The following is a 23,928-nucleotide window of genomic DNA, read 5'->3' on the forward strand; positions in this document are numbered from 1 at the left end:
GGATGCACACGAATGAGGCGCGGCCCGCTTGCGGAAACGCAGCAGCCCTGGAGTTGAATTTATATGCCCATTACGATTTTCGACGGTATTGTCATCGGCGTCGTGCTCTTCTCCGCCGTATTGGCGATGGTCCGCGGCTTTTCCCGTGAGGTCCTGTCGATCGCAAGCTGGGGCGGTTCGGCTGCCGCAGCCTACTACCTCTACCACTACCTGGTGCCCTACGCGAAGAAGTACACCGACGACGACCGCATCGCGATCGTCGGCTCGGCCGCCGTGGTGTTCCTGATCGCGCTGATCGTCATCTCCTTCATCACCATGAAGATCGCCGATTTCATCATCGACAGCCGCATCGGCGCGCTCGACCGTACGCTCGGCTTCCTGTTCGGCGCAGCGCGCGGCATTCTTCTGCTGGTCGTGGCCGTCGCCTTCTGGAACTGGCTGGTCGATGCCGATCACCGTCCGGCATGGGTCAACAACGCCAAATCCAAGCCGTTCCTCGACTCGATGGTCGTGAAGTTGCAGTCGGTCCTGCCGGAAGAGTTCGCCCAAATGATACGCACCAGCGTGATGGACAAAATTCAGCCGCAGGGCGAGAATACGGGCAATGCCAATGCGCCGGCAGCAGACCAGGCGCCGGCAGACGATGCAGCACCGGCCGCCCCTGCAGGCGGCGCGCAACCGCAGTCGAATTGACACAGTGTTCAACAGCTTGACCTGCACGATGGCAATTGCCATTTGAGCGGGACGTACAGTAAAGGTCCGGCCGGGCATCCGCTCTGCCGGGCCTCAGCCGTTTAAAACGCATGATGACGGCGTCATGCTATGGAAAGCCGATCCATTCTTGTGAGAGCAAAGGCCCGCATCGATGAACCAGTCCTATTCCCTGACGCTCAATGACGAACTCGATGGGGATACGCTCCACGAAGAGTGCGGCGTCTTCGGTATTCTCGGCCATGACGATGCGGCGACGCTGACGGCGCTCGGGCTTCACGCCCTGCAGCACCGCGGCCAGGAAGCCGCCGGTATCGTCTCCTTCGACGGATCGCGGTTCCATTCCGAGCGCCATATGGGTCTGGTCGGCGACCACTACACCAACCCGACGACGCTGGCCCGCCTGCCCGGCAATATCTCGATCGGTCACAACCGCTATTCGACGACGGGCGAAGTGGCGCTGCGCAACGTTCAGCCGCTGTTTGCCGAACTCGAAGTCGGCGGCATCGCCATCGCCCACAACGGCAACTTCACCAACGGCCTGACCCTTCGCCGCCAGCTGATCGCCGGTGGCGCCATCTGTCAGTCGACGTCGGACACGGAAGTCGTCCTCCACCTGATCGCCCGCTCGCGCTACGCCTCGACCGCCGACCGCTTCATCGACGCCATCCGCCAGATGGAAGGCGGCTACTCGATGGTCGCGATCACCCGCACCAAGCTGATCGCCGCCCGCGACCCCACCGGCATCCGTCCGCTGGTTATGGGTGAACTCGACGGCAAGCCGATCTTCGCATCCGAAACCTGCGCGCTCGACATCATCGGCGCCAAGTTCATCCGCGACGTCGAGAATGGCGAAGTCATCATCTGCGAAATCCAGTCCGACGGCTCGATCACCATCGACGCGCGCAAGGCCGGCAATGGCCAGCCGGAGCGCCTCTGCCTGTTCGAGTATGTCTATTTCGCCCGTCCTGATTCCGTCGTCGGCGGCCGCAGCGTTTACGTTGCCCGTAAGAACATGGGCATCAACCTTGCCAAGGAAGCGCCTGTCGAAGCCGACGTGGTCGTTCCCGTTCCGGATGGCGGCACGCCTGCTGCGCTCGGCTACGCACAGGAAAGCGGCATTCCCTTCGAATACGGCATCATCCGCAACCACTATGTCGGCCGTACCTTCATCGAGCCGACGCAGCAGATCCGCGCCTTCGGTGTGAAGCTCAAGCATTCCGCCAACCGGGCGATGATCGAAGGCAAGCGTGTCGTGCTGGTCGACGACTCCGTCGTTCGCGGCACCACTTCGCTGAAGATCGTGCAGATGATCCGCGATGCCGGCGCCAAGGAAGTGCACCTGCGCGTCGCCAGCCCGATGATCTACTACCCTGACTTCTACGGCATCGACACGCCTGATCGTGAAAAGCTGCTCGCCAACCAGTACGAAAGCCTGGAAGCGATGTGCAAATATATCGGCGCGGATTCGCTGGAATTTTTGTCGATCAACGGCCTCTACCGCGCCGTCGGCGGCGAAGACCGCAACGACGCCCGCCCGCAGTTCACCGACCACTATTTCACCGGCGACTACCCGACCCGCCTCCTCGACAAGGACGGCGAGAAAATGGGCCGCAAGGTCTCACTGCTGGCGACCAACGGGTAATTCCTTCCGGCACCCGGAGCCCCCTCACCCTGCCCTCTCCCCCCAAGGGAGAGGGGATGTTGGCGCAAGCGGGTGCCGCGGTTATCCCTTCTCCCCAGCGGGGAGAAGGGTGCCCGAAGGGCGGATGAGGGGGCCACAATCGTAGACCTCTCCCTCTTGCATCACGAAAGACTCTTCCGCGCGCAAAGACTTGCTTGCGCTGGATCCCTGTGACAAGCACAGGGATGAGGGAGGTGGAGGCCGGATGCCTTCGTTTCCGATAATTTTGCAGACCAAGAAATCAGCCCCGCGCGGCATCAGGACGGCAGTATGAACATCAATCTTGAAGGCAAGATCGCGCTCGTGACCGGCGCTTCCCGCGGCATCGGCTATTTCACCGCGCTCGAACTCGCAAAGGCCGGCGCGCACGTCATCGCCTGCGCCCGCACCGTCGGCGGTCTCGAAGACCTCGACGACGCGATCAAGGCGGTCGGCGGCAGCGCCACGCTGGTTCCCTTCGATCTCGCCGACATGGAAGCCATCGACCGTCTCGGCGGCTCGATCTTCGAACGCTGGGGCAAGCTCGACATTCTCGTCGCCAATGCCGGCGTGCTCGGCGTCATCTCGCCGATCGGCCATGTCGAGGCGAAGACCTTCGAGAAGGTGATGAACATCAATGTCAACGCCACCTGGCGGTTGATCCGCTCGGTCGATCCGCTCCTGACCCGCGCCGAAGCCGGCCGCGCCGTCATCCTCTCGTCGGCTGCCGCGCACAAGTGTCGTCCGTTCTGGGGTCCCTACTCCGCCTCCAAGGCCGCCGTCGAAGCGCTCGCCCGCACCTGGGCCGGTGAAAGCCAGTCGACGCCGCTGCGCATCACCAGCGTCGATCCGGGCGCCACCCGCACCGCAATGCGCGCCCAGGCCGTTCCCGGCGAAGACCCGGCATCGCTACCGCATCCCTCCGAAGTCGCCAAGGCGATCCTCCCCCTCCTCGGCCCCGGCGTCACCGAAACCGGCAAGCTCTTCATCGTGCGCGAAAACAAGCTGGTGGATTACCACCTGCCGGCGTGAACTAGCTTCCCTTGATGGCTCCTCGAATTGTGCTACATATGTAGCACTCTCGGGAGCGCAACAATGTCCATCACCACCAAGATCAGACGCCAGGGCGGAGCTGCGATCGTCACGCTGCCGCCTGCCGTTCTGAAAATGATGCAGGTCGAGGTCGGCGATCAGCTTTCGCTCGATGTCGCCAATGGCGAATTGATCGGCCGGGCGACACGCCCTGCAAAGAAGCGGTACTCGCTCAGCGAATTGCTGGAGGGAGCCGACGAAATTCGCGCGCTCAACGCTGAAGTCGCCGATGCGCAGGATGGCGATCCGGTGGGCCGCGAAATCTGATGATGGTCCGCAGCAACGTTCCGAAGCGCGGCGACGTCTATTGGATCGATCCGCACCCTGTCGCCGGGCGCGAGATGAAGAACCGGCACCGTTTCGTCGTCATCACGCCGCGCGAAATCAATGCTCTCGGCGTGAGCATGACCGTGCCGATCACCAGCGGCGGCGCCTTCACCCGTGATGTCGGCCTGGCCGTTGCGATTTCCGGGCATGACACGACGGGCGTTGCCGTCTGCAATCAGGTCCGCAGCTTCGACATTGCCGCGCGCATCCAGCAGAAGACCGCCCAATATATCGAAACGCTCGACGAGGCGACGATGAGCGAAATCGTCGCGCGCGTGGTCAGCGCCATCGATCCGGCGCCGGAAGGTTAGCTCACCGGTCGCATAAAATACGGCTCGAGCGCGCTTCCCGGGCAGAGCGCGTTGAGATCGACCGCACCCTTGATCCCCCCCACCTTGCCGTCGTCCGCGAATTGCCAGAGCGACCAGTTCTGGCAGTCCGGGCGCTGCGCGATGCTGCGGATCCAGAGGGTGTGGGGCGGGAAGCGGGTTTCGTTGCCCTTGAAATACTGCTCGAAGAAGCTCTCGTTCATGTAGAAGACCGGCTCGCCGGGATAGCGGCCGTTCAGCCGGGCATAGAAGGCTGCGATTTCGGCGCTGAGTTCGTCCAGCGTCGGCACCTTGCCGCAATTGCCGGTGAATTCGAGGTCGAGCGCCAGAGGCAGGGCGTCGGCTTCGGCGGGGATGGTGGCGATGACGTTATCGGCCTGCTCGGCGCCGGGGCGGCAGAAGGTGAAGAAGTGATAGGCGCCGCGGACGATCCCGGCCTGCTTTGCTGCCTGCCAGTTCTCGGCGAATTTCCGGTCGCGGTGATCACCGCCCTCGGTCGCCTTCATGATGGCGAAGCGGATGTTCGGTTGATCCTTCAGGCCCCCCCAATCGATGTCGCCCTGGTGATGGCTGATGTCTATGCCCTGGATCGGATAATCTGCGAGGGATGGCGGAGAGAACGGCGTCATGGCGCGATCGTATGCCAGATAGGCGCCGCAGGCGACAGCCGTCAGGATGATCGCGGTGATGAGCAGGAGGAAGACGCGGCGCACGGGGGTTATCTCATCTGTTGCGGCTGTGGTGATAGCATGGAAATGCCGTAACTTTGACGCCCGGCCCTTCGCTTTCGCTTCGGGCGTTCGGCTCTGCAATCGATTCACAGGATCGATTGCTGCGGCTTTGCCGCATCGGGCCTTCCCCCACTTGACCGATGACCGTTCCCGCGCCATAAAACGCGCCATGAAAACGGTTATCTGCATTAACTGCCGGAAGATTATTCGCTAGCGCGCTCGCTGGCCTGGCCGTTTTCGTCTCCCAAATACGCAAAGATGAGAAACGCCCCGGCCCGCCGGTGGCAGCATTTTTCGGATCATTGCATTGGGAGAACAGGACATGGCCGGCCCGGCTGAACTCAAGCTATACAACACGCTGACACGCGAAAAGACGGTCTTCGAACCGATCGATCGCGACAATGTCCGCATGTATGTCTGCGGCCCGACCGTTTACGATTTCGCCCATATCGGCAATGCCCGCCCGGTCATCGTCTTCGACGTGCTGTTCCGGCTGCTTCGCCATATCTATGGCGCAGACAAGGTCACCTATGCGCGCAACATCACCGACGTCGACGACAAGATCAATGCGCGGGCGCTGCGCGATTACCCCGGCCTGCCGCTGAACGAGGCGATCCGCCGCGTCACCGAGAAGACCGAGACGCAGTTTCTCGACGACGCCAAGTCGCTCGGCTGCCTGGAGCCGACGCACCAGCCGCGGGCGACCGAGAACATCGCCGGGATGATCGAGATCATCGAAAAGCTGCTTGCCAATGACCATGCCTATCAGGCCGAAGGCGAAGTGCTGTTCGACACGCGCTCGATGGCCGATTACGGCCAGCTCTCGAAGCGCAACCTCGATGAACAACAGGCGGGTGCGCGCATCGCCGTCGATGTGCACAAGAAGAACCCCGGCGATTTCGTGCTGTGGAAGCTGTCCTCGCATAACGAACCCGGCTGGGAGAGCCCCTGGGGCCGCGGCCGTCCGGGCTGGCATATCGAGTGCTCGGCGATGAGCCAGCGCTATGTCGGCGAGGTCTTCGACATTCACGGCGGCGGGCTGGACCTGATCTTCCCGCACCATGAAAACGAGATCGCCCAGTCGCGCTGCGCCCACGGCACCGAGGTGATGGCTAATGTCTGGATGCATAACGGCTTCCTGCAGGTCGAAGGCCGCAAGATGTCAAAGTCCGAAGGCAATTTCGTCACCATCTACGAGTTGCTGCACACCGAGAAATTCGGCGGCCGGAAGTGGCCGGGCGAAGTGTTGCGCGTGGCGATGCTGATGACGCACTACCGCGAGCCGATCGATTTCTCGATCAAGCGGCTCGAGGAGGCCGAACGCCTGCTCGCCAAGTGGCCGGCAGCCGAAGCCGGCGATGCGGCACCGGATGCCGCGGTGCTTGCGGCACTGGCAGACGATCTCAACACCGTCGCTGCCGTTCAGGCGCTGCATGCCCTGGCTCAGGCCGGTGATGCCGCGGTGTTTGCGGCAAGTGCTGCACTGCTCGGTGTGCTGCCGGAGAAGACGGAGGTCGACGAGGCCGTGGCGCTTGAGATCGACCGTCGCGTTGCGGCGCGGCTTGAATTGCTGAAGGCGAAGAACTTTGCCGAGGCGGACAAGCTGCGTGATGAGCTGCTTTCCGAAGGCGTGCAGCTGAAGGACGGCAAGGATGCGGCGACCGGCGAGCGTGTTACGACCTGGGAGTTGAAGCGGTGAGCCTACGGGTCTTGACCAAGTCCCCTCCCCAACCCCTCCCCACAAGGGGGAGGGGCTTAGCGGCCGCCTTGCCTGCTTTGGACCTTGCAGTTTGCGCCGACGCGTCGACAGTGTCGGCAAGGGGTGCCACGGGTAAGCCCTCCCCCTTGTGGGGAGGGTTGGGAGGGGTCTTTCTGCAAGACCTGGGATCACGGAGGAAGGTCCAATGACTGTTTACACCGGCGGATGCCAGTGCGGTGCCGTTCGCTTCCGGGTGGAGGGCGAGCTGACGCATTCGTCGATCTGTCATTGCCGGATGTGCCAGAAGGCGTCCGGGGGACATTACGCGCCGCTGGTGTCCGTCCGCGGTGCGGAGCTTGTGTGGACGCGCGGCGAGCGCAAGCGTTTCAAGTCCTCGAACTTCGCCTTCCGCGGCTTCTGCGGCGATTGCGGTACGCCGCTGACCTATGAGGCGCCGGATGGGCTGGCGATTGCGGCTGGCGCCTTCGACGATCCCGCGGCGCTGCCGCCGACGATCCAGTATGGCATCGAGGCGAAGCTGCCCTTTACCGACCGGCTGCACGCGCTGCCGGGTATCCGCACCGAGGACGATCTTGAGGCGGCCGAGTTCATCAACGACATCGTCTCCTACCAGCACCCCGATCACGACACCGCGGCCTGGCCGCCGGAGGACAAGGCGTGAGCGCAAGCGCGGATAGAAGCGGCGGTTGCCAATGCGGCGCGGTGCGTTACCGGGCCTCGGGCGAACTCGGCTATCCGCATCTCTGCCATTGCCGCATGTGCCAGAAGGCGGCCGGCAATTACTTCCTGCCGCTTGCCGGTGTCTTGCGCGCTGATTTTACGCTGACGCGCGGCGAGCCGAAATGGTTCAGCTCTTCAGATCTCGTGCGACGCGGCTTCTGCGCCGAATGCGGCACGCCGCTCTTTTACGATAGTCCGGAAGCCGATTTCATCAATATCACACTGGGTTCGCTCGACGATCCGCAGTCCGTCAAGCCCGTCGCGCAGTCGAGCATGGGCAGCCGCATGCGCTGGTTCCATGATCTCGACGCCCTGCCGGTCGAGCCGGAACCCGAGAGCAGCGAGCGCCAGGATGCGATCGCCTCCAGCAATCACCAGCATCCCGATCACGATACCATTCAGTGGCCCCATGGAGCAGCAAGATGAGTGAACCCATTCGAACAGGCGGCTGCCAGTGCGGTGCGATCCGCTTCCGCATCTCGGGAAAGATCGGCCGCCCGTCGATCTGCCATTGCCGGATGTGCCAGAAGCAGTTCGGCGGCTTCTTCTCGGCGCTGGTGACGGCGCCTGAAGACGGCATGGAATGGACGCGCGGCGAGCTCAGCTATTTCCAGTCGTCGATCAATATCGACCGCGGCTTCTGCAGCAATTGCGGCACGCCGATGACCTATCGCCATCCGGGCGGACTGGAGCTGGCGATCGGCACCTTCGACGAGCGCATCGACCTGCAGCCGCAGATCCAGGTCAACCACGAGGCGCGTCTGCCTTGGGTCGAGAAGATCTTCGACGCGCCCGTTCATACCGACCCGGATTTCTATTCGCGCCAGGAAGCGATCATCTCCTTCCAGCATCCCGATCACGATACCGAAACATGGCCCGCGAAAGGCTTCAAGGCATGACCGAAGTGTTGCGCACGCTCTATCCCGAAATCGAGGCCTATGCCTCCGGCCATCTCGATGTCGGCGATGGCCACCGGATCTACTGGGAACGCTCGGGCACGCCGGGCGCCAGGCCGGCGGTGTTCCTCCATGGCGGCCCGGGCGGCGGCTTCTCGCCGGTTCATCGCCGGCTCTTCGATCCCAAGCTCTATGACGTCATGCTGTTCGACCAGCGCGGCTGCGGCAAGTCCACGCCGCATGCCAACCTCGAAGCCAACACGACCTGGGACCTGGTTGCCGATATCGAGCGCCTGCGCGAGATGGCGGGCGTCGAGACATGGCAGGTCTTCGGCGGCTCCTGGGGCTCGACGCTGGCGCTCGCCTATGCCGAAAAGCACCCGGAGCGGGTTTCCGAACTGATCGTGCGCGGCATCTATACGCTGACCAGGGCCGAGCTCGACTGGTACTATCAGTTCGGCGTCTCCGAGATGTTCCCGGAAAAATGGGAGCGTTTCATCGCCCCCATCCCGCCGGAAGAGCGCCACGAGATGATGCAGGCTTATAACCGCCGGCTGACCGGCGCCGACCGCGCCGTGGCGCTCGAGGCCGCACACGCCTGGAGCATCTGGGAAGGCGAGACGATCACGCTGCTGCCGGAGAAATCCACCAGCGGCAAGTTCGAGGAAGCCGAGTTCGCCTATGCCTTCGCCCGCATCGAGAACCACTTCTTCGTCAATGCCGGCTGGATGGATGAGGGACAGCTGCTGCGCGACGCGCACAGGCTGAAAGACATCCCCGGCGTCATCGTCCACGGCCGCTACGACATGCCCTGCCCCGCCAAATACGCCTGGCAGCTGCACAAGGCCTGGCCGAAGGCCGAGTTTCATCTGATCGAGGGCGCGGGGCATGCGTTTTCGGAGCCGGGGATACTGGATCAGCTGATCCGGGCTACAGATAAGTTTGCGGGGAAAATATAACTCGGAGGGTGGAGCCCCCTCACCCTAGCCCTCTCCCCGAGGGAGAGGGGAAAAGCAGCCGATCCGGTCTCCTTCCCTTCTCCCCTCGGGGAGAAGGTGCCCGAAGGGCGGATGAGGGGGCCGCAAGCGCGAATGTCCAACCCTCATGGTGAGGAGGCCCCAAGGGGCCGTCTCGAACCACGAGGGCGGGTGAACGACACACAACACCCGCTCAGCCGGGAGGAACGACAATGAGAGAACGCATCTACCTCTTCGACACGACGCTCCGGGACGGGCAGCAGACGCCCGGGATCGATTTTTCGGTCGAGGACAAGATTGCGATTGCGGCGCTGCTGGATGATTTCGGTCTCGATTATGTCGAGGGCGGCTATCCCGGCGCCAACCCGACCGATACCGCCTTCTTCAGCGAGAAGCGCACGACGGCCGCCCGCTTCGTCGCCTTCGGCATGACCAAGCGGCCGGGGATCTCGACTTCCAACGATCCAGGCCTCGCCACGCTGCTGCAGGCCAAGAGCGATGCGATCTGTTTCGTCGCCAAGAGCTGGGACTACCATGTGAAGGTGGCCCTCGGCTGTACCAACGAGGAAAATCTCGAATCCATCTCCGAAAGCGTCAAGGCGGCGGTTGCTGCCGGCAAGGAGGCGATGGTCGATTGCGAGCATTTCTTCGATGGCTACAAGGCCAATCCGGAATATGCCACCGCCTGCGCCAAGGCCGCCTATGATGCCGGCGCGCGCTGGGTGGTGCTCTGCGACACCAATGGCGGCACGCAGCCGCCGGAGATCCGCGCGATCGTCGAGGCGCTGATTTCGGCCGGCGTTCCCGGCGACTGTCTCGGCATCCACGCCCATAACGATACCGGCCAGGCGGTTGCCAATTCGCTGGCCGCCGTCGAGGCCGGCGTGCGGCAGATCCAGGGCACGCTCAACGGCATCGGCGAGCGCTGCGGCAACGCCAATCTGGTGACGCTGATCCCGACGCTGGCGCTGAAGGATGCCTATTCGACCCGCTTCGAGACGGCGATCGACGAGGATCGGCTCGTCAATCTCACCCGCCTGTCGCATGCCTTCGACGAGCTGCTCAATCGCTCGCCCGATCACCAGATGCCCTATGTCGGCGCTTCCGCCTTTGCGACGAAGGCGGGCATCCACGCCTCGGCGCTGCTCAAGGACCCGCGCACCTACGAGCATGTGAAACCGGAAAGTGTCGGCAATTTCCGCAAGATCATGGTCTCCGACCAGGGCGGCAAGGCGAATTTCATCAATGCCCTGAAGCGCCGCGGCATCGAGGTCGGCAAGGATGATCCGAAGCTCGACCTGCTGATCTCCATCGTCAAGGAGCGCGAGGCGTCCGGCTATGCCTATGAGGGCGCCGATGCCAGCTTCGAGCTGCTCGCCCGCCGCACGCTCGGCACCATCCCGGAATTCTTCGGCATTGACGGTTTCCGCGTGATGATCGAGCGCCGGTTCGACAGTCTCGGCCGCGTCAAGATCGTTTCGGAAGCGGTTGTGAAGATCACCATCGACGGCCAGACGCTGATGTCGGTCGCGGAAGCCGAAGGCCCGGTCAACGCGCTCGACTTGGCGCTGCGCAAGGATTTCGGCAAGTATCAGCACGAGATCGACGACCTCGTGCTTGCCGACTTCAAGGTGCGTATCCTCAACGGCGGCACCGAGGCCATCACCCGCGTCCTGATCGAATCCATCGATTCCAGCGGCGTGCGTTGGTGGACGGTCGGGGTCTCCGAAAACATCATCGACGCCTCGTTCCAGGCGCTGATGGATTCGGTCATCTACAAGCTGATGAAGAACCGGCAGCTGGCAGGCAAGATCGCGGCGGAGTGAGCGGATGTGGAATTCCACATCTGGCAAATCAAAAGTCCTTCACATCCATTCACGGAAATGAATTGGCCTATTCACGTCGGTTAGGTTAGAGCGGGCTCCATAACAATAAAATATGGAAACGCCCCCATGTCCGTCGATGCGACCGCGCCGATCATCAAGAACGAGGATAGTCCGCGAGGATTTGCCTTCGCGCTGACTGCCTATCTCTTGTGGGGCTTTCTGCCGATCTACATGAAGGCGCTGGCGCATATCTCGCCGGCCGAAGTTATCGCGCACCGTGTTCTCTGGTCGGTTCCGATCGCGGGGCTCGTGCTTCTGGTGCTCGGCCGCACGCAGGAAATCCGCGATGCGCTGCGTTCGCCGCGGATGATCGCCATGGCGACGCTGACGGCAGCGCTGATCACCGTCAACTGGGGCACCTATGTCTGGGCGATCGGCGCCGGGCATTCGCTCGATGCGGCGATCGGCTATTTCATCAATCCGCTGATCAGCATCTTCATGGGCTCCGTACTGCTCAAGGAAAAGCTGCGGCCGATGCAGATGGCGGCGATCGGGCTGGCGGCAATTGCGGTCATCGTGCTGATCGTCGATGGCGGCGGCATGCCGTGGATTGCGCTGACGCTCGCCTTCAGCTGGGCCTTCTACGCCTTCTTCCGCAAGACGCTGCCTCTCGGGCCGAACCAGGGCTTCCTGCTGGAAGTGCTGATCCTCAGCATTCCCGCGATCCTCTACATTCTCTACCTGGAACTCGTGACCGGCGAAGGCCATTTCATCGAGACCGGCTGGAGCGATACCGCCCTTCTCCTCGGCTGCGGCCTCGTCACCGCCCTGCCGCTGATGATCTATGCCAATGGCGCCAAGCTCCTGAAGCTCTCGACCATCGGCATCATGCAGTATATCGCGCCGACGATGATCTTCCTGATCGCCATCTTCGCCTTCCACGAGCCGCTCGGCACGGCGCGCATGATCGCCTTCCCGCTCATCTGGGCAGGTCTGGTGCTCTATACGCTGTCGATGCTGAAGGCGACGCGCGGGCGCTAAAGCGCATCGCGATCTTTCAGATCGCTTTCTGCGCTTTAGCTTTTTGTCCTTTCGCATGTCGTTGTCGCAAAACCGCTGCGCACTTTTGCGCGACATGCTTTAGGCGCCCGCTTCAAGCCGGTTTACATCTTGGAGAGAACTTCGTCCTCGCCGCCGCGATCGGCGGCGATTTCGGCTGCCTGCGCCATGATCGCCGGAATGATGCCGGAGACGTCGTCGACGACGAGCGGCTGGACGCGATGGGCGGTGTGGATGAAGCCTTCTTCCGTCATGTGCTTCATCAGCTCCATCATCGGATCCCAGAAGCCGTTGATATTGGCGAAGACCATCGGCTTTTCGTGACGGGCGAGCTGTGCCCAGGTCATGATCTCGACGATCTCTTCCAGCGTGCCGATGCCGCCCGGCAGCGCCACGAAAGCGTCCGAGCGCTCGAACATCATGTGTTTGCGCGCATGCATGTCAGGCGTTACAATCAGTTCGTTGAGCTGGCCGAGCGAATGGCGCGTCGCTTCCATGTCGATCAGGAATTCCGGGATGATGCCGGTGACCTGGCCGCCCGCCGAAAGCACACCGCTGGCAACCGCCCCCATGATGCCTTTCGTGCCACCACCGTAGATGAGCCTTAACCCATATTCGGCAATTTCCTTGCCGAGCGTGCGGCCGGCAGTCATGTATGCAGCGTCGCGTCCCGGCCTGGAGCCGCAGTAGACGCAGATGGATTTTATCGAGTGCGATTGATCAGTCATGGGGCCAAACAACTATTCCGGGGCTGGGCAGTCAAGAAAAATGAGGCAAAACCTACGTCTTAAGCGTAGGTGATCGCCTTGGATGCTTGTGAAGAGCGACGGGAATCGCTAGCAATTTCTGATACTACGGCACATTTGCCGCCTGGGGAGAATGAATGATGAGAAACCGCGCCGGCTTGCTGGCCCTCGCAGTGCTTGCAATTGCAATCCTTCTTATGGTCTTCGTGGTCATGCCCCGGATCGGCGGAGACGCGTCCAAGGTCGGCGATGCGATCAACCAGGCAAGCAACGAAGTCAAAAATACGGTCGAAGAAGCAGGCAAGACCGCCCGTAACGCCGTTGCCGATGCTGCCGCCACCACAGAGAAGGTCGGCCGCCTGACGGCTGACGCCGGACAGTCTCTCACCGAACTTAAGGCGCTCTTCACCGACGGCAAGACCCCGGCTGCAGATGCCCTTGCAGCTGCCAAGACGAAGGCGACCGGCGCGCTGCAGGCGATTGCCGATTTTGCAGCGCCTGAGGGCATCGACCCGGCGACCGCCGCGATCATCACCAAGGCCAAGGACGGCGCTTCGAAGGCGCTCGCCACCATCCAGGCGCTTCCTGAAAATGCCGCCGATGCGCTGGCCGCGCTCCTCAAGGCAGAATCCGAACTGACCGGCGCACCGGCAGCTCAGCCCGGCACGGCTCCCCAGCCGCAGGCTGACACGACGGCCCAGGCGCCGGCAGCAGCCGATGCCAACGCACCGGCCGCAACGGCGCCCGCCGCCGATCAGGCGAATGCCGGTCCGAAGATCCCGGCCTTTGACGTTCTGCGCGTCGAACCCGATGGCTCCACCGTCATTGCCGGCTCGGCCGAGCCGAACGGCAAGCTCGAAGTCGTCGATGGTGACAAGGTCGTCACCACGACCGATGTCGGCCCCTCCGGCGACTTTGCAGCCGTGCTCGACAATCCGCTCGGCCCCGGCGATCACCAGCTGGTGCTGAAAGTGACCGGCAAGGACGGCAAGGTTCAGACGTCGGAAGAAGTCGCGACCGTTTCCGTGCCGAAGGACGGCAGCGGTGCCGAGCTCCTCGCCATGGTTTCCAAGCCGGGTGAAGCAAGCCGCATCATCACCGCTCCGAAGGCCGAGCAGCAGACCGCTGCGGCTACGCCTTCCGCGAACGGTGCGACGCCCGCCCTGCCCGCAGCTTCCACCGATATCGCCAACACCGCACCGGCCGTTCCCGCCGCTCCGGCTGAAGTCATGGTCAATGCCGTCGAAATCGAAGGCAACAAGATCTTCGTTGCCGGTACGGCCAAGGCCAATGCCAACGTGCTCGCCTATGCCGACGACAAGCTGATCGGCAAGGCACGCGCCGGTGGCGACGGCCATTTCGTCATCGACGGCGCCATGGATCTGGCCGTCGGCGACCACAAGATCCGCGTCGATGTCGTCGATGGCGCCGGCAAGGTTCTCGTGCGCGCCGCCGTCAACTTCAACCGTCCGGAAGGCGATCAGGTTACCGTCGCTGCACAGACCTCTGCGCCGAGTGCTGCGCCGGCCGCGGCAACGCCCTCGATGGTGCCGCTTGAAGAAGGCGAACTCGCCAAGCTGAAGACGGATGCCGGCAAGGCTTTCGCTCTGCTGAAGGGCCTGTTCGTCAATGGCCAGCTTCCCGGCAACGAGCAGCTCGCCGCCGCCCGTTCGGCGACCGAGTTTGCGCTGCGCTCGATCTCGGAATTCCGCCCGTCGGTGGATGCCCGCGCCGAGTTCAAGGAAACCGCTGCCAAGTCCTCGCAGTCGGCAGCAAGCGCGCTGACGACGCTGCAGGCGCTGCCGCGTGATGCCAAGTCCGTTGGTGCGGCGATCGACAAGCTCGCCTCGATCATCGACGAGCTGACGACCGTTCCGGCTGCACCCGAGGCACCGGCCACTCCGGCTGCACCCGCACCGGCGACCAACGAAGTCGCATCGGGCAACAGCAGCGAGCCGAAGACGATCGAGCAGGCGCCGCTGACGACGAGCAACAACACCGTGATCATCCGCCGTGGCGATACGCTCTGGCAGATCTCGCGCCGCGTCTATGGCGCCGGTGTCCGTTACACGACGATCTACATGGCCAACGAGGACGAGATCAAAAACCCGGACCGCATCCTGCCGGGCCAGATCTTCGGCGTTCCGAAGGACGCGCTGCCGAACTCGGAAGAGCTGCATCGCAAGCTGAAGGCCGGCGAACACCTCTAGGCTTTGTGTCATTATGACGAAAAGGCCGGGCGAACCTCTCGCCCGGCCTTTTGCTTTGGCGGTTTGCCGTTGCATTCGGGCGCTGCAAATCCTATGTGCCGGGAAACGGCGAGACTGTCTGGCGGAGGCTCCGAAAGAGCCGATCCGCCTTTTGCAATTTGCCGCTATCGAAAACGATCAAAGCCCTGCCCCCGGGCTTGGAGATAGACATGGCAAACAAGACGGTCTCTGATTCCAACCTGATGCGCACGCTGTTCAATCTCTGGCCCTATATGTGGCCGAACGAGCGGCCCGACCTGAAGATGCGCGTCGTCTGGGCGTCGGTCTATCTGCTGGTCTCGAAATTCGTGCTGCTGCTCGTCCCCTACTTCTTCAAGTGGTCGACCGATGCGCTGAACGGCAAGACCGATCTTCACACCAATCTTCCGCCGCTGCTGACCGCCGCCATCGCGCTGATCATCGCCTATAACCTGACCCGCCTGATCCAGCTGGCGCTCAACCAGCTGCGCGACGCGCTGTTTGCCAGCGTCGGGCAGTATGCGGTGCGCAAGCTCGCCTACAAGACCTTCGTGCACATGCACGAGCTGTCGCTGCGTTTCCATCTGGAGCGCAAGACCGGCGGCCTGTCGCGCATCATCGAGCGCGGCACCAAGGGCATCGAAACGATCGTCCGCTTCACGATCCTGAACTCGGTACCGACGGTCATCGAATTCCTGCTGACGGCCTTCATCTTCTGGTGGGGCTACGGCTTCTCCTATCTCGCCGTCACCGCCTTCACCGTCTGGGCCTATATCTGGTTCACGATCCGCGCCAGCGACTGGCGCATCGCCATCCGCCGCTCGATGAACGACAGCGACACGGACGCCAATACCAAGGCGATCGATTCGCTCCTCAACTTCGAAACCGTCAAATATTTCGGCAACGAGGAGATGGAGGCCAAGCGCTTCGACAAGTCGATGGAGAAGTACGAGAAGGCGGCAACCGACGTCTGGACCTCTCTGGGATGGCTGAACTTCGGCCAGGGCGTCATCTTCGGCATCGGCACGACGATCATGCTGGTTCTCTCCGGCCTAGCCGTCCAGCGCGGCGAGCAGACGGTCGGCGACTTCGTCTTCGTCAATTCAATGCTCCTGCAGCTTGCCGTGCCGCTGAACTTCATCGGCTTCGTCTATCGCGAAATCCGCCAGGGCCTCACCGATATCGAGCAGATGTTCGATCTTCTGGAAGTGAAGGCCGAGGTCACCGATGCGCCCGACGCCAAGCCGCTGGCGATCGGCCAGGGTGCCATCAGCTTCAGGGACGTGCATTTCTCCTACGATCCGGCCCGCCCGATCCTGAAGGGCATCTCCTTCGACGTGCCCGCCGGCAAGACCGTCGCCGTCGTCGGCCCGTCCGGGGCCGGCAAGTCGACGCTGTCGCGCCTGCTCTACCGCTTCTACGATATCCAGAGCGGGGCGATCACCGTCGATGGCCAGGATATTCGCGGACTGACGCAGAAAAGCCTGCGAACGGCGATCGGCATGGTGCCGCAGGATACCGTACTCTTCAACGACACGGTCGCCTACAACATCCGCTACGGCCGCCCGTCGGCCAGCGAGGCAGACGTGAAGACGGCCGCCGAAATCGCCCAGATCGCCCATTTCATCGAGCTGCTGCCGGAAGGTTTCGACACCAAGGTCGGCGAGCGCGGCCTGAAGCTCTCGGGCGGCGAGAAGCAGCGCGTGGCGATCGCCCGCACCATCCTGAAGGCGCCGCCGATCCTGATCCTCGACGAGGCGACATCGGCGCTCGACACCACGACCGAAGGCGAAATCCAGGCCGCGCTCGATGCCGTGTCGAAGAACCGCACCACGCTGGTCATCGCCCACCGCCTGTCGACCGTCATCGGCGCCGACGAGATCATCGTGCTGAAAAGCGGCGAGATCGCCGAGCGCGGCACGCATGGCGAACTGCTTGCCAAGAACGGCCTTTACGCCTCGATGTGGAACCGCCAGCGCGAGGCAACCGCGGCCGAAGAACACCTGAAGCAGGTGCGCGAGAGCGACGAAATGGGCGTTGTCACGCGCCTTGCCCCCGCCACCTGACCATCTGAACAAAACGGCTGATTTGCCGTTTTGCTGTTTAGAACCTTGACACAAAGGCCGCGGCAGCGGTCACGGCATTGCCCCGGCCGGAGTTTTTCTATAACCAGCGGTAACGAAAAAACCGAGGAGACCGGCGCATATGAGCCTGCTTGATACCGTTCGAAACACCATCGTTCCGGTCCATAAGGAAGGCTATCCTTTCGTCGCCGCCTTCTTCGTCGCGTCGCTGCTGCTCGGCTGGCTGTTCAAGCCGCTGTTCTGGGCCGGCCTGATCCTGACGCTGTGGTGCGCCTACTTCTTCCGCGACCCCGAGCGCATGACGCCGCAGGACGACGATCTCGTCATCTCGCCGGCTGACGGCAAGGTCTCGTCGATCCAGATGGTGACGCCGCCCGCCGAGCTCAATCTCGGCAGCGAGCCGATGCTGCGCATCTCGGTGTTTATGAACGTCTTCAACTGCCATGTGAACCGCTCGCCGGTGCGCGGCCGCATCGTCAGCATCAACTACCGCTCCGGCAGCTTCGTGAATGCCGAGCTGGACAAGGCCAGCGAAGACAACGAGCGCAACGGCCTCGTCATCGAAACCGCGCATGGCAATATCGGTGTGGTGCAGATCGCCGGTCTGGTTGCGCGGCGCATTCTCTGCTGGGCCAATACCAACGAGCCGCTCGATGCCGGTGAACGCTTCGGCCTGATCCGCTTCGGTTCGCGCCTCGATGTCTTCCTGCCTGCCGGTGCTGCGCCCCGCGTCGCGCTCGGCCAGACGGCGATTGCCGGCGAGACGGTGCTTGCCGAATTCGCCTCCGCCAAGGGTCCGGTCATCAGCCGCCGCATCTAAGACGATCAGGAGCGACAGATGGAGACGCCTTTCCCACCTTTCGAGCCCAACGGACCGAACGATTCGGCGCGTGGTCCGAGACTGCGTGAAATCCCGCTCCGGCTGGTCGTTCCCAATCTCATCACCATTCTCGCCATCTGCGCGGGCCTGACCGGCATCCGCCTCGCCTTCGAGGGCCGTTACGAGCTTGCCGTGATGATGGTGCTGCTCGCCGCCTTCCTCGACGGCATCGACGGCCGTATCGCGCGGCTGATGAAGGCGACGTCGAAATTCGGCGCGCAGATGGATTCGCTCGCCGACATCGTCAATTTCGGCGTGGCCCCTGCCCTCGTCGGCTATGTCTATGCGCTCGACCAGGCCCGCTCGATCGGCTGGATCGCGGCGCTGATCTATGCGATCGCCGCCGGCCTGCGCCTCGCCCGCTTCAACGTCATGTCGGAGCGCGAGAACCGGGCGCCCTGGCAGTCGGAATATTTCGTCGGCGTGCCCGCGCCTGCAGGCGCCATGCTGGTGCTGGCGCCCGTCTATCTCGGCTTCCTCGGCCTGGAAACGGACCGCCTCTTCGCGCTCCTGTCGTCCGCCTATACCGTTCTCATCGCCTTCCTGCTGATCAGCCGCCTGCCGGTCTGGTCGGGCAAGCAGGAGGGCAGCAAGCTGCGCCGCGATCTGGTGCTGCCGCTGATGCTCGGTGTCGTTCTCTATGTCGCGCTGCTGATGAGCTACACCTGGGAGATCATGGTCTTCACCGTGGTCATCTATCTGATATCGCTGCCCTTCGGCGCTCGGCGCTGGAAGAAGAAATACGGCACGCTGACGATAGAAGAACCGGGCGTCGGCGAAGACGATATGGGCCGCCATATCTGATTTCATTAGCACGCTACTCATGCGTGCTTTTCGCATCAAGCCTCGCGCAAAGTTTTCGCCTTACACACTTCCTGATAATCGATGCCTCTATTTTGTCGCTATTACCGACAAAAGAGCAAATCAGAACATGTCCAGGGAACACGTAAGGAGAGTATCGTGACCTCGAAGAAGACTGGCTCCGCGGAACAGCCGGCCAAGCATGACCTCAGCACCCACTATCGCCCGCTCGGCCTGAAGGCCGTGCTGGCAGCAGCACTGATGCTGAAGAAGCCTGCCCTCATCAAGAAGCCCGCCTAAGCGGCCGCGAAAAAGCGGATGAGCAGGCTGATCGCCAGCAGGCTCATGACGACACCGATGATGACGTCGAGAACCCGCCAGGCGGCGGGTTTCGCGAAGACCGGCTGAAGCAGCCGCGCTCCATATCCCAGCCCGAAAAACCAGACGAATGACGCAACGGCAGCACCGATGCCGTAAGCGAGGCGATCTGCGCCCTGATAGGCCGCCGACAGGCTGCCGAGCAGCACCACCGTATCCAGATAGACATGCGGATTGAGGAAGGTGAAGGCGAGGCATGTGGCGACCGCCGCCTTCAATCCCAGCGCCTGCGGCGCCCCGGCCTGCATGGCGCCTGGATGCAGCGCGCGGCGGAAGGCCATGAAGGCGTAGGAGCCGAGGAAGACGGCGCCGCCGAGCGTTACCACCGAGATCAGCACCGGCGACTGCGATACCAGCGTGCCGAGACCGCCGACACCGGCGGCGATCAGCAGCGCATCCGACAGCGCGCAGATCAGGCAGAGAATGAAGACATGCGAGCGCAGCAGGCCCTGGCGGAGAATGAAGGCATTCTGCGCGCCGATGGCGATAATCAGGGATGCGCCAAGGAAGAAGCCCGAAAGGGCAGCCGAAATCGAGATCATGAAGATGGTCCGGGAATGAGAAGATTGGAAATCAGAAGAAGCTGAGCTGCCCGTCGCCGGGCTTCTTGGCAGGTGCCTTCGGGGGCTTTTCGAGAACGACGGGCGTCTGCAGGTCCTCGCCCATGTTCGCCACCTTGTTGACCTTGTCGGAAACAGGGATGGCTTCGAAGAAATCTTCCTCGACCGGCTTCATCAGGTCGGCAACCTCACGCGGCTCCTGCGTCTTGCAGTCGAGCCAGCGGGTATAGTCCTCGGGCTTGATGACGACGGGCATGCGGTCGTGGATCGGGGCGATCGCAGCATTGGCCGCCGTCGTCAGGATCGCGCCGGTATCGACTTCCGAGCCATCGGCCGACGACCATGTCTCCATCAGCCCGGCAAAGGCAACGATGCCGCCATGCTTCGGCTTGATCCAGTAGGCTTGCGATTTCTCGCCGCTTTCCTTCGACGGGCGGTGCCATTCGTAGAAGCCGCTTGCCGGGATCAGGACGCGGCGGTGGCGCATGGCGGCGCGGAAGGACGCCTTGCCGATCGCCGTTTCGGCCCGCGCATTGATCAGCAGCGGAAATTCCTTGGGATCCTTGACCCAGGAAGGCGTGAAGCCCCAGCGCACCAGGACGGCGCGGCGATCCGGAAGGTTGCTGCCCTTCTCCGGCGTTTCTCCGGAGACGACGACGAGGATCGGCTGCGTCGGCGCAATATTGTAGCGCGCCGGAAAGTCCTCGAGCTCAAAAAGCCCGAGCAGGTCCTGCAGCTCTTCCGGAGATATCGTCAGCGCGTAGCGTCCGCACATGCCCCTGTCTTTGCACCCTGCCGGGCAACGGTCAAGGGTGGGCTCAGCTGCGTGGCGCAAAGAGGATGATCGCTGTTCCGGCAAGGCAGATCGCGGCGCCGCCGATGTCCCACCGGTCGGGAATGCGGTTTTCGACGAGCCACAGCCAGAGGAGCGAGGCGACGATATAGATGCCGCCGTAAGCGGCGAATGTGCGCCCCGCAGCCTCGCTCGGCACGAAGGTCAGCAGCCAGGCGAAGAGCGCCAACGACACCATGCCCGGCGCCAGCCACCAGACGGACTTGCCCATCTTCAGCCAGGCCCAGAAGGCGAAGCAGCCGGCGATCTCGAAGAGCGCGGCAAAGGCATAGATCAGATAGGTCAGCGGGCTTCTCTTCGAATCGATGCTGCGTTAGTCAGGTTCATCGATACGCTCGGCGATCGCCCCGCAATTCGCAACCGGCAGAGCCACGGAAACGGCAGAAATGACTTCGACGGCCAAGGCAGCATCCTCCGCCATCCTCGAACGCGACGGCAAATATCTGCTGGTGCTGCGCCGCAATCCGCCATCCGCCGACATGTATGCCTTTCCGGGCGGCCGCGCCGAAGAGGGCGAGACGCCCGATGAGACGGCGCTGCGGGAATTCCAGGAAGAGACCGGTATTGTGGCTCGCAACCCTCAACTCTTTTCGGTCTACGATCTGAAGACGCATGCGCCCGATGGCAGCGTCACCAGCCATTTCTTCCTGTCGGTCTTCACCGTCGAGGCGGATGCCGATGCCGTTGCGGAAGCCGCCGATGATGCCGCCGATCTCGGCTGGTACAGCGTGGACGAGATCCGCCGGATGCCGGTGCCGCAATCCGTTCTCGAATGCGCCGAGCGGCTGGCGCTTCGACAATAACGGCGTGGAAACTCCGCCACGCGCCTTGTTCCCGACACGGCTTGCGTATCAACTGTTCACATGATTCCCGTACGACGCGTTGTTTTGTCCCTGTTCTTGTGCGCCGGTGCAGCGATGAGCGCGCCCGTCTGGGCACAGGGCAAGAATGCGGCGGCGCCTGCGGCACCCGAGGCACCCCCGCCTCCACCGGCGGCCGTACCCTACGACGACAAGCTTTTGCGGTTTGCGGAAGTGATCGGTTCGGTGCATTACCTGCGCACGCTCTGCAAGGCGCCAGGCGGCGACGAGTGGCGCAACAGCATGCAGCAACTGCTTGATTCCGAAGCGAAAGACGAGCCTCAGCGCAAAGAGAAGCTGACCGCTGCTTTCAACCGTGGATACCGTGCCTTCGCATCCGTCTATACCGATTGCACCGCATCGGCGATCGTGGCAGAAGAGCGCTACCGTAACGAAGGTGCAACACTTGCCACAGAAATTACTTCGCGGTTTGGAAATTGACGTTTAATTAACCTGTTTTCACTCCCGCGCGTGTCGTTTTGGGAAAAGGCTGATAGAGTTGTTAACCAGGCAGTAAGGCATGCAGTTCGAGGAAAAGAAAATGGAACCGAGCCTCAACGACATCGACGACATGATCGTCCATGAAAAGATGCAGGCGGCTTTGGAGTACCACAACGAAGCTTGGGCTGACGGCATGGCCGACGGCATCGAGCCTGAGATCATCGCCGACACCGCCATCATTCACGCCCTTCGCGAAACGATCCGCCTGCATGGCGAAAACAGCGCGGAAGCCCTGCTCGATTCGCTGCGTGAACGTATGCTTGCTGGCGAGTTTTCTCCGAACCGCAGACTGCAGTAAAAGTTAGAGAGTCGGATGCACACCGGTAAGGACAAGGCCCCGCGGTGGCTGATCGCGCCGCTTCTCGTTGCTCTATGCGCTGGCGCCGGCATTTTCGCGGCACCCGCAGCCTTTGCGCTTTCGGAGCTGCACAAGGCGCCCGGACAGCCTGATCCGCAGGCGACCGACCAGAAGAACACCCAGCAGACGCAGACACCGCCGGCGGCGACGCCCGGCGTGCCGATGCCCGATCCGCTGGTGAACAAGGATCATGCGGCGCAGAGCACCGACAAGACGCCCGGCGCATCAGACAGCGGCAAGCCCGTCGACGTGATCTACGACATCACCAAGGTTCCCGAGCCCGTGCGCAAGATGCGCGAACAGATCGTCGAAGCAGCGGCTTCCGGCGACCTCGAGCGTCTCCGCCCGCTGATGGGCACCGGCGCACAGCAGACGCAGGTCAGCGTCGGCCAGCCGACCGACGATCCGATCGGCACGCTGAAGGACCTTTCGGGCGATCCTGACGGCGACGAAATCCTGGCGATCATCCTCGACGTCATCTCCACCGGTTTCGTGCATGTCGGCGCGGGGACTGCCGATGAGGCCTATGTCTGGCCCTATTTTGCCGAGAAGGACCTGAAGGCGCTGACGCCGCCGGAGCGCGTCGAGCTGCTGCGCATCGTCACCGCAGGCGATCTTTCCGACATGCAGGAATTCGGCGGCTACAATTTCTATCGCCTTGGCATTGCGCCCGACGGCAAGTGGAAGTTCTTCACCGCCGGCGATTGATCGCCCCTGCCCGCCGCTTGCAGCGGCGGCGCGGAAGACTTAACTCTGAGCGATCACGAACGCGACAGGTTTCGCCATGCCCTCCGTCTTTCTTCCGCACCGCGCCCTTCTCAGGATCGGTGGCGCTGACGCCGAGTCCTTCCTGCAGAACCTCATCACCACCGATATCGTCTCGATGGCGCCGGATGAGGCACGCCCCGGCGCGCTACTGACGCCGCAGGGCAAGATTCTCTTCGATTTCATGATCTGGCGCGATGGCACGGATTTCGTCATCGAGACCGAGCGCGAGCAGTTCGAAGCGCTGACGAAGCGGCTGACCATGTACAAGCTGCGCGCCGCCGTGACGCTTGCGCCGGTGGACGCCGAGGGCGTGACCGTTTCCTGGGACAGCGATGCGGCCGATGGCGCTGCCGACAGCCGCTTTGCCAGGGCGGGCATCACACTTCGCCGCCAGGCCGGAAAGCACGGCACTGACGACGCTTCGCTCTATGACGGCCTGCGCGCGGCGCATGGTGTCGTCACCTCGGGCGCCGACTTCGCGCTGCAGGACGCATTCCCGCATGACGTGCTGATGGATCTGAACGGCGGGCTCTCCTTCAAGAAGGGCTGCTATGTCGGCCAGGAGGTCGTATCCCGCATGCAGCATCGCGGTACGGCGCGGCGGCGCGTGGTGACGGTTTCTGCTGGCACACACCTGCCGGCATCGGGCACGGAGATCACCGCAGGCGGCAAGCCGGTCGGCACGCTCGGCACGGTCAGCGGCAAGAGCGGGCTGGCGATCGTGCGCATCGACCGCGCCGGCGAAGCGATGGCTGCGGAAACGCCGCTGCTTGCCGGTGACGTGCCTGTCACGCTCGCCCTGCCCGGCTGGAGCGGCCTTGCCTTCCCGTCCACATCCGACGAGGCCAGCGCGTGACCAA

The 23,928-nt window shown here is 62.9% G+C and carries 26 protein-coding genes and 1 pseudogene; 22 read left to right on the forward strand and 5 right to left on the reverse strand.

The window, feature by feature from the left end; translation table 11 throughout:
- The first annotated feature begins 63 nt into the window (after positions 1-63).
- The 5 genes from ACODR6_RS00675 (at position 64) to mazF (ending at position 4,104) form a co-directional block, all read left to right on the forward strand.
- Positions 64-693 carry a CvpA family protein gene (locus ACODR6_RS00675; RefSeq protein ID WP_112719544.1) on the forward strand — a complete coding sequence of 210 codons (630 nt, stop codon included), beginning with the start codon at positions 64-66 and terminating at the stop codon, positions 691-693.
- A 172-nt stretch (positions 694-865) separates the two neighbouring features.
- The gene (gene purF / locus ACODR6_RS00680; protein ID WP_112719545.1) at positions 866-2,356 is read left to right on the forward strand and encodes an amidophosphoribosyltransferase; all 1,491 of its coding nucleotides are present in this window, start codon (positions 866-868) and stop codon (positions 2,354-2,356) included.
- A 309-nt stretch (positions 2,357-2,665) separates the two neighbouring features.
- Positions 2,666-3,406 (forward strand): SDR family NAD(P)-dependent oxidoreductase, encoded by a 741-nt coding sequence (locus tag ACODR6_RS00685; RefSeq protein ID WP_112719546.1) that lies wholly within the window; start codon positions 2,666-2,668, stop codon positions 3,404-3,406.
- A gap of 63 nt (positions 3,407-3,469) precedes the next feature.
- On the forward strand, positions 3,470-3,733 hold the full coding sequence (gene mazE, locus ACODR6_RS00690; protein WP_112719547.1) for a type II toxin-antitoxin system antitoxin MazE: 264 nt from the start codon (positions 3,470-3,472) through the stop codon (positions 3,731-3,733).
- Positions 3,733-4,104, forward strand: a complete 372-nt coding sequence (gene mazF, locus ACODR6_RS00695) for a type II toxin-antitoxin system toxin MazF (RefSeq protein ID WP_489020048.1) — start codon at positions 3,733-3,735, stop codon at positions 4,102-4,104. The genes mazE and mazF overlap by 1 nt, the downstream gene beginning before the upstream one ends.
- On the opposite strand, the gene ACODR6_RS00700 is transcribed toward mazF, so the two are convergent.
- Entirely contained in the window at positions 4,101-4,835 is a 735-nt protein-coding gene (locus ACODR6_RS00700) for a GH25 family lysozyme (RefSeq protein ID WP_489020050.1), read from the reverse strand. The two genes, mazF and ACODR6_RS00700, sit on opposite strands and share 4 nt — an antisense overlap.
- A 340-nt stretch (positions 4,836-5,175) precedes the next feature.
- Between ACODR6_RS00700 and cysS the strand changes: the two genes are divergently transcribed.
- From cysS to rarD, 7 genes are all read left to right on the forward strand, one after another.
- Positions 5,176-6,552, forward strand: a complete 1,377-nt coding sequence (gene cysS, locus ACODR6_RS00705) for a cysteine--tRNA ligase (protein WP_489020052.1) — start codon at positions 5,176-5,178, stop codon at positions 6,550-6,552.
- A 205-nt stretch (positions 6,553-6,757) separates the two neighbouring features.
- A complete protein-coding gene (locus ACODR6_RS00710) occupies positions 6,758-7,234 on the forward strand; it encodes a GFA family protein (protein WP_489020054.1) in 477 nt (158 codons plus the stop codon).
- Positions 7,231-7,719: a GFA family protein gene (locus ACODR6_RS00715; protein WP_489020056.1), complete on the forward strand. Its 489-nt coding sequence runs from the start codon at positions 7,231-7,233 to the stop codon at positions 7,717-7,719. The genes ACODR6_RS00710 and ACODR6_RS00715 overlap by 4 nt, the downstream gene beginning before the upstream one ends.
- A complete protein-coding gene (locus tag ACODR6_RS00720) occupies positions 7,716-8,192 on the forward strand; it encodes a GFA family protein (protein ID WP_130282836.1) in 477 nt (158 codons plus the stop codon). Before ACODR6_RS00715 ends, ACODR6_RS00720 begins: the two co-directional genes overlap by 4 nt.
- Positions 8,189-9,148 carry a prolyl aminopeptidase gene (gene pip / locus ACODR6_RS00725; RefSeq protein WP_489020058.1) on the forward strand — a complete coding sequence of 320 codons (960 nt, stop codon included), beginning with the start codon at positions 8,189-8,191 and terminating at the stop codon, positions 9,146-9,148. Before ACODR6_RS00720 ends, pip begins: the two co-directional genes overlap by 4 nt.
- A 230-nt stretch (positions 9,149-9,378) precedes the next feature.
- Positions 9,379-10,992: a citramalate synthase gene (gene cimA / locus ACODR6_RS00730; protein ID WP_489020060.1), complete on the forward strand. Its 1,614-nt coding sequence runs from the start codon at positions 9,379-9,381 to the stop codon at positions 10,990-10,992.
- A 126-nt stretch (positions 10,993-11,118) separates the two neighbouring features.
- Positions 11,119-12,033 (forward strand): EamA family transporter RarD, encoded by a 915-nt coding sequence (gene rarD / locus ACODR6_RS00735; RefSeq protein WP_199628856.1) that lies wholly within the window; start codon positions 11,119-11,121, stop codon positions 12,031-12,033.
- Positions 12,034-12,155: 122 nt separating this feature from the next.
- On the opposite strand, the gene ACODR6_RS00740 is transcribed toward rarD, so the two are convergent.
- A complete protein-coding gene (locus tag ACODR6_RS00740; protein ID WP_489020062.1) occupies positions 12,156-12,779 on the reverse strand; it encodes an LOG family protein in 624 nt (207 codons plus the stop codon).
- Positions 12,780-12,934: 155 nt separating this feature from the next.
- On the opposite strand from ACODR6_RS00740, the gene ACODR6_RS00745 reads away from it, so the two are divergent.
- From ACODR6_RS00745 to ACODR6_RS00765, 5 genes and pseudogenes are all read left to right on the forward strand, one after another.
- A complete protein-coding gene (locus tag ACODR6_RS00745) occupies positions 12,935-15,007 on the forward strand; it encodes a LysM peptidoglycan-binding domain-containing protein (RefSeq protein WP_489020064.1) in 2,073 nt (690 codons plus the stop codon).
- A gap of 209 nt (positions 15,008-15,216) precedes the next feature.
- Positions 15,217-17,091: an ABCB family ABC transporter ATP-binding protein/permease gene (locus ACODR6_RS00750; RefSeq protein ID WP_489020066.1), complete on the forward strand. Its 1,875-nt coding sequence runs from the start codon at positions 15,217-15,219 to the stop codon at positions 17,089-17,091.
- Between the two features lie 136 nt (positions 17,092-17,227).
- A pseudogene (locus ACODR6_RS00755) lies at positions 17,228-17,929 on the forward strand (phosphatidylserine decarboxylase); the annotation flags it as partial.
- Positions 17,930-17,947: 18 nt separating this feature from the next.
- Positions 17,948-18,793: a CDP-diacylglycerol--serine O-phosphatidyltransferase gene (gene pssA, locus ACODR6_RS00760; RefSeq protein WP_112719561.1), complete on the forward strand. Its 846-nt coding sequence runs from the start codon at positions 17,948-17,950 to the stop codon at positions 18,791-18,793.
- Positions 18,794-18,949: 156 nt separating this feature from the next.
- On the forward strand, positions 18,950-19,090 hold the full coding sequence (locus ACODR6_RS00765; protein WP_165402740.1) for a hypothetical protein: 141 nt from the start codon (positions 18,950-18,952) through the stop codon (positions 19,088-19,090).
- Here ACODR6_RS00765 and ACODR6_RS00770 read toward each other — a convergent pair.
- Genes ACODR6_RS00770 through ACODR6_RS00780 form a run of 3 tightly spaced genes read right to left on the reverse strand, consistent with a single transcriptional unit; the run spans position 19,087 to position 20,867 of the window.
- The gene (locus tag ACODR6_RS00770; protein ID WP_130282850.1) at positions 19,087-19,710 is read right to left on the reverse strand and encodes a LysE/ArgO family amino acid transporter; all 624 of its coding nucleotides are present in this window, start codon (positions 19,708-19,710) and stop codon (positions 19,087-19,089) included. The genes ACODR6_RS00765 and ACODR6_RS00770 overlap by 4 nt on opposite strands.
- A 31-nt stretch (positions 19,711-19,741) precedes the next feature.
- Positions 19,742-20,503, reverse strand: coding sequence for an SOS response-associated peptidase (locus tag ACODR6_RS00775; protein WP_130282852.1), 762 nt, complete (start codon positions 20,501-20,503; stop codon positions 19,742-19,744).
- 43 nt (positions 20,504-20,546) lie between these two features.
- Entirely contained in the window at positions 20,547-20,867 is a 321-nt protein-coding gene (locus ACODR6_RS00780; RefSeq protein WP_112719564.1) for a YnfA family protein, read from the reverse strand.
- Positions 20,868-20,967: 100 nt separating this feature from the next.
- Between ACODR6_RS00780 and ACODR6_RS00785 the strand changes: the two genes are divergently transcribed.
- The 5 genes from ACODR6_RS00785 to ygfZ all read left to right on the forward strand — a co-directional run bounded on the left by ACODR6_RS00785 (position 20,968) and on the right by ygfZ (position 23,924).
- Entirely contained in the window at positions 20,968-21,384 is a 417-nt protein-coding gene (locus tag ACODR6_RS00785) for an NUDIX hydrolase (protein WP_203429191.1), read from the forward strand.
- 60 nt (positions 21,385-21,444) lie between these two features.
- A complete protein-coding gene (locus ACODR6_RS00790; protein WP_130282856.1) occupies positions 21,445-21,882 on the forward strand; it encodes a TIGR02301 family protein in 438 nt (145 codons plus the stop codon).
- Between the two features lie 100 nt (positions 21,883-21,982).
- Positions 21,983-22,240: a hypothetical protein gene (locus ACODR6_RS00795; protein ID WP_112719678.1), complete on the forward strand. Its 258-nt coding sequence runs from the start codon at positions 21,983-21,985 to the stop codon at positions 22,238-22,240.
- A gap of 15 nt (positions 22,241-22,255) precedes the next feature.
- Positions 22,256-23,008 (forward strand): hypothetical protein, encoded by a 753-nt coding sequence (locus ACODR6_RS00800; RefSeq protein WP_489020070.1) that lies wholly within the window; start codon positions 22,256-22,258, stop codon positions 23,006-23,008.
- 76 nt (positions 23,009-23,084) lie between these two features.
- On the forward strand, positions 23,085-23,924 hold the full coding sequence (gene ygfZ, locus ACODR6_RS00805; protein ID WP_489020072.1) for a CAF17-like 4Fe-4S cluster assembly/insertion protein YgfZ: 840 nt from the start codon (positions 23,085-23,087) through the stop codon (positions 23,922-23,924).
- Positions 23,925-23,928 lie beyond the last annotated feature (4 nt).

This window comes from Rhizobium sp. FG96 (assembly GCF_057808655.1).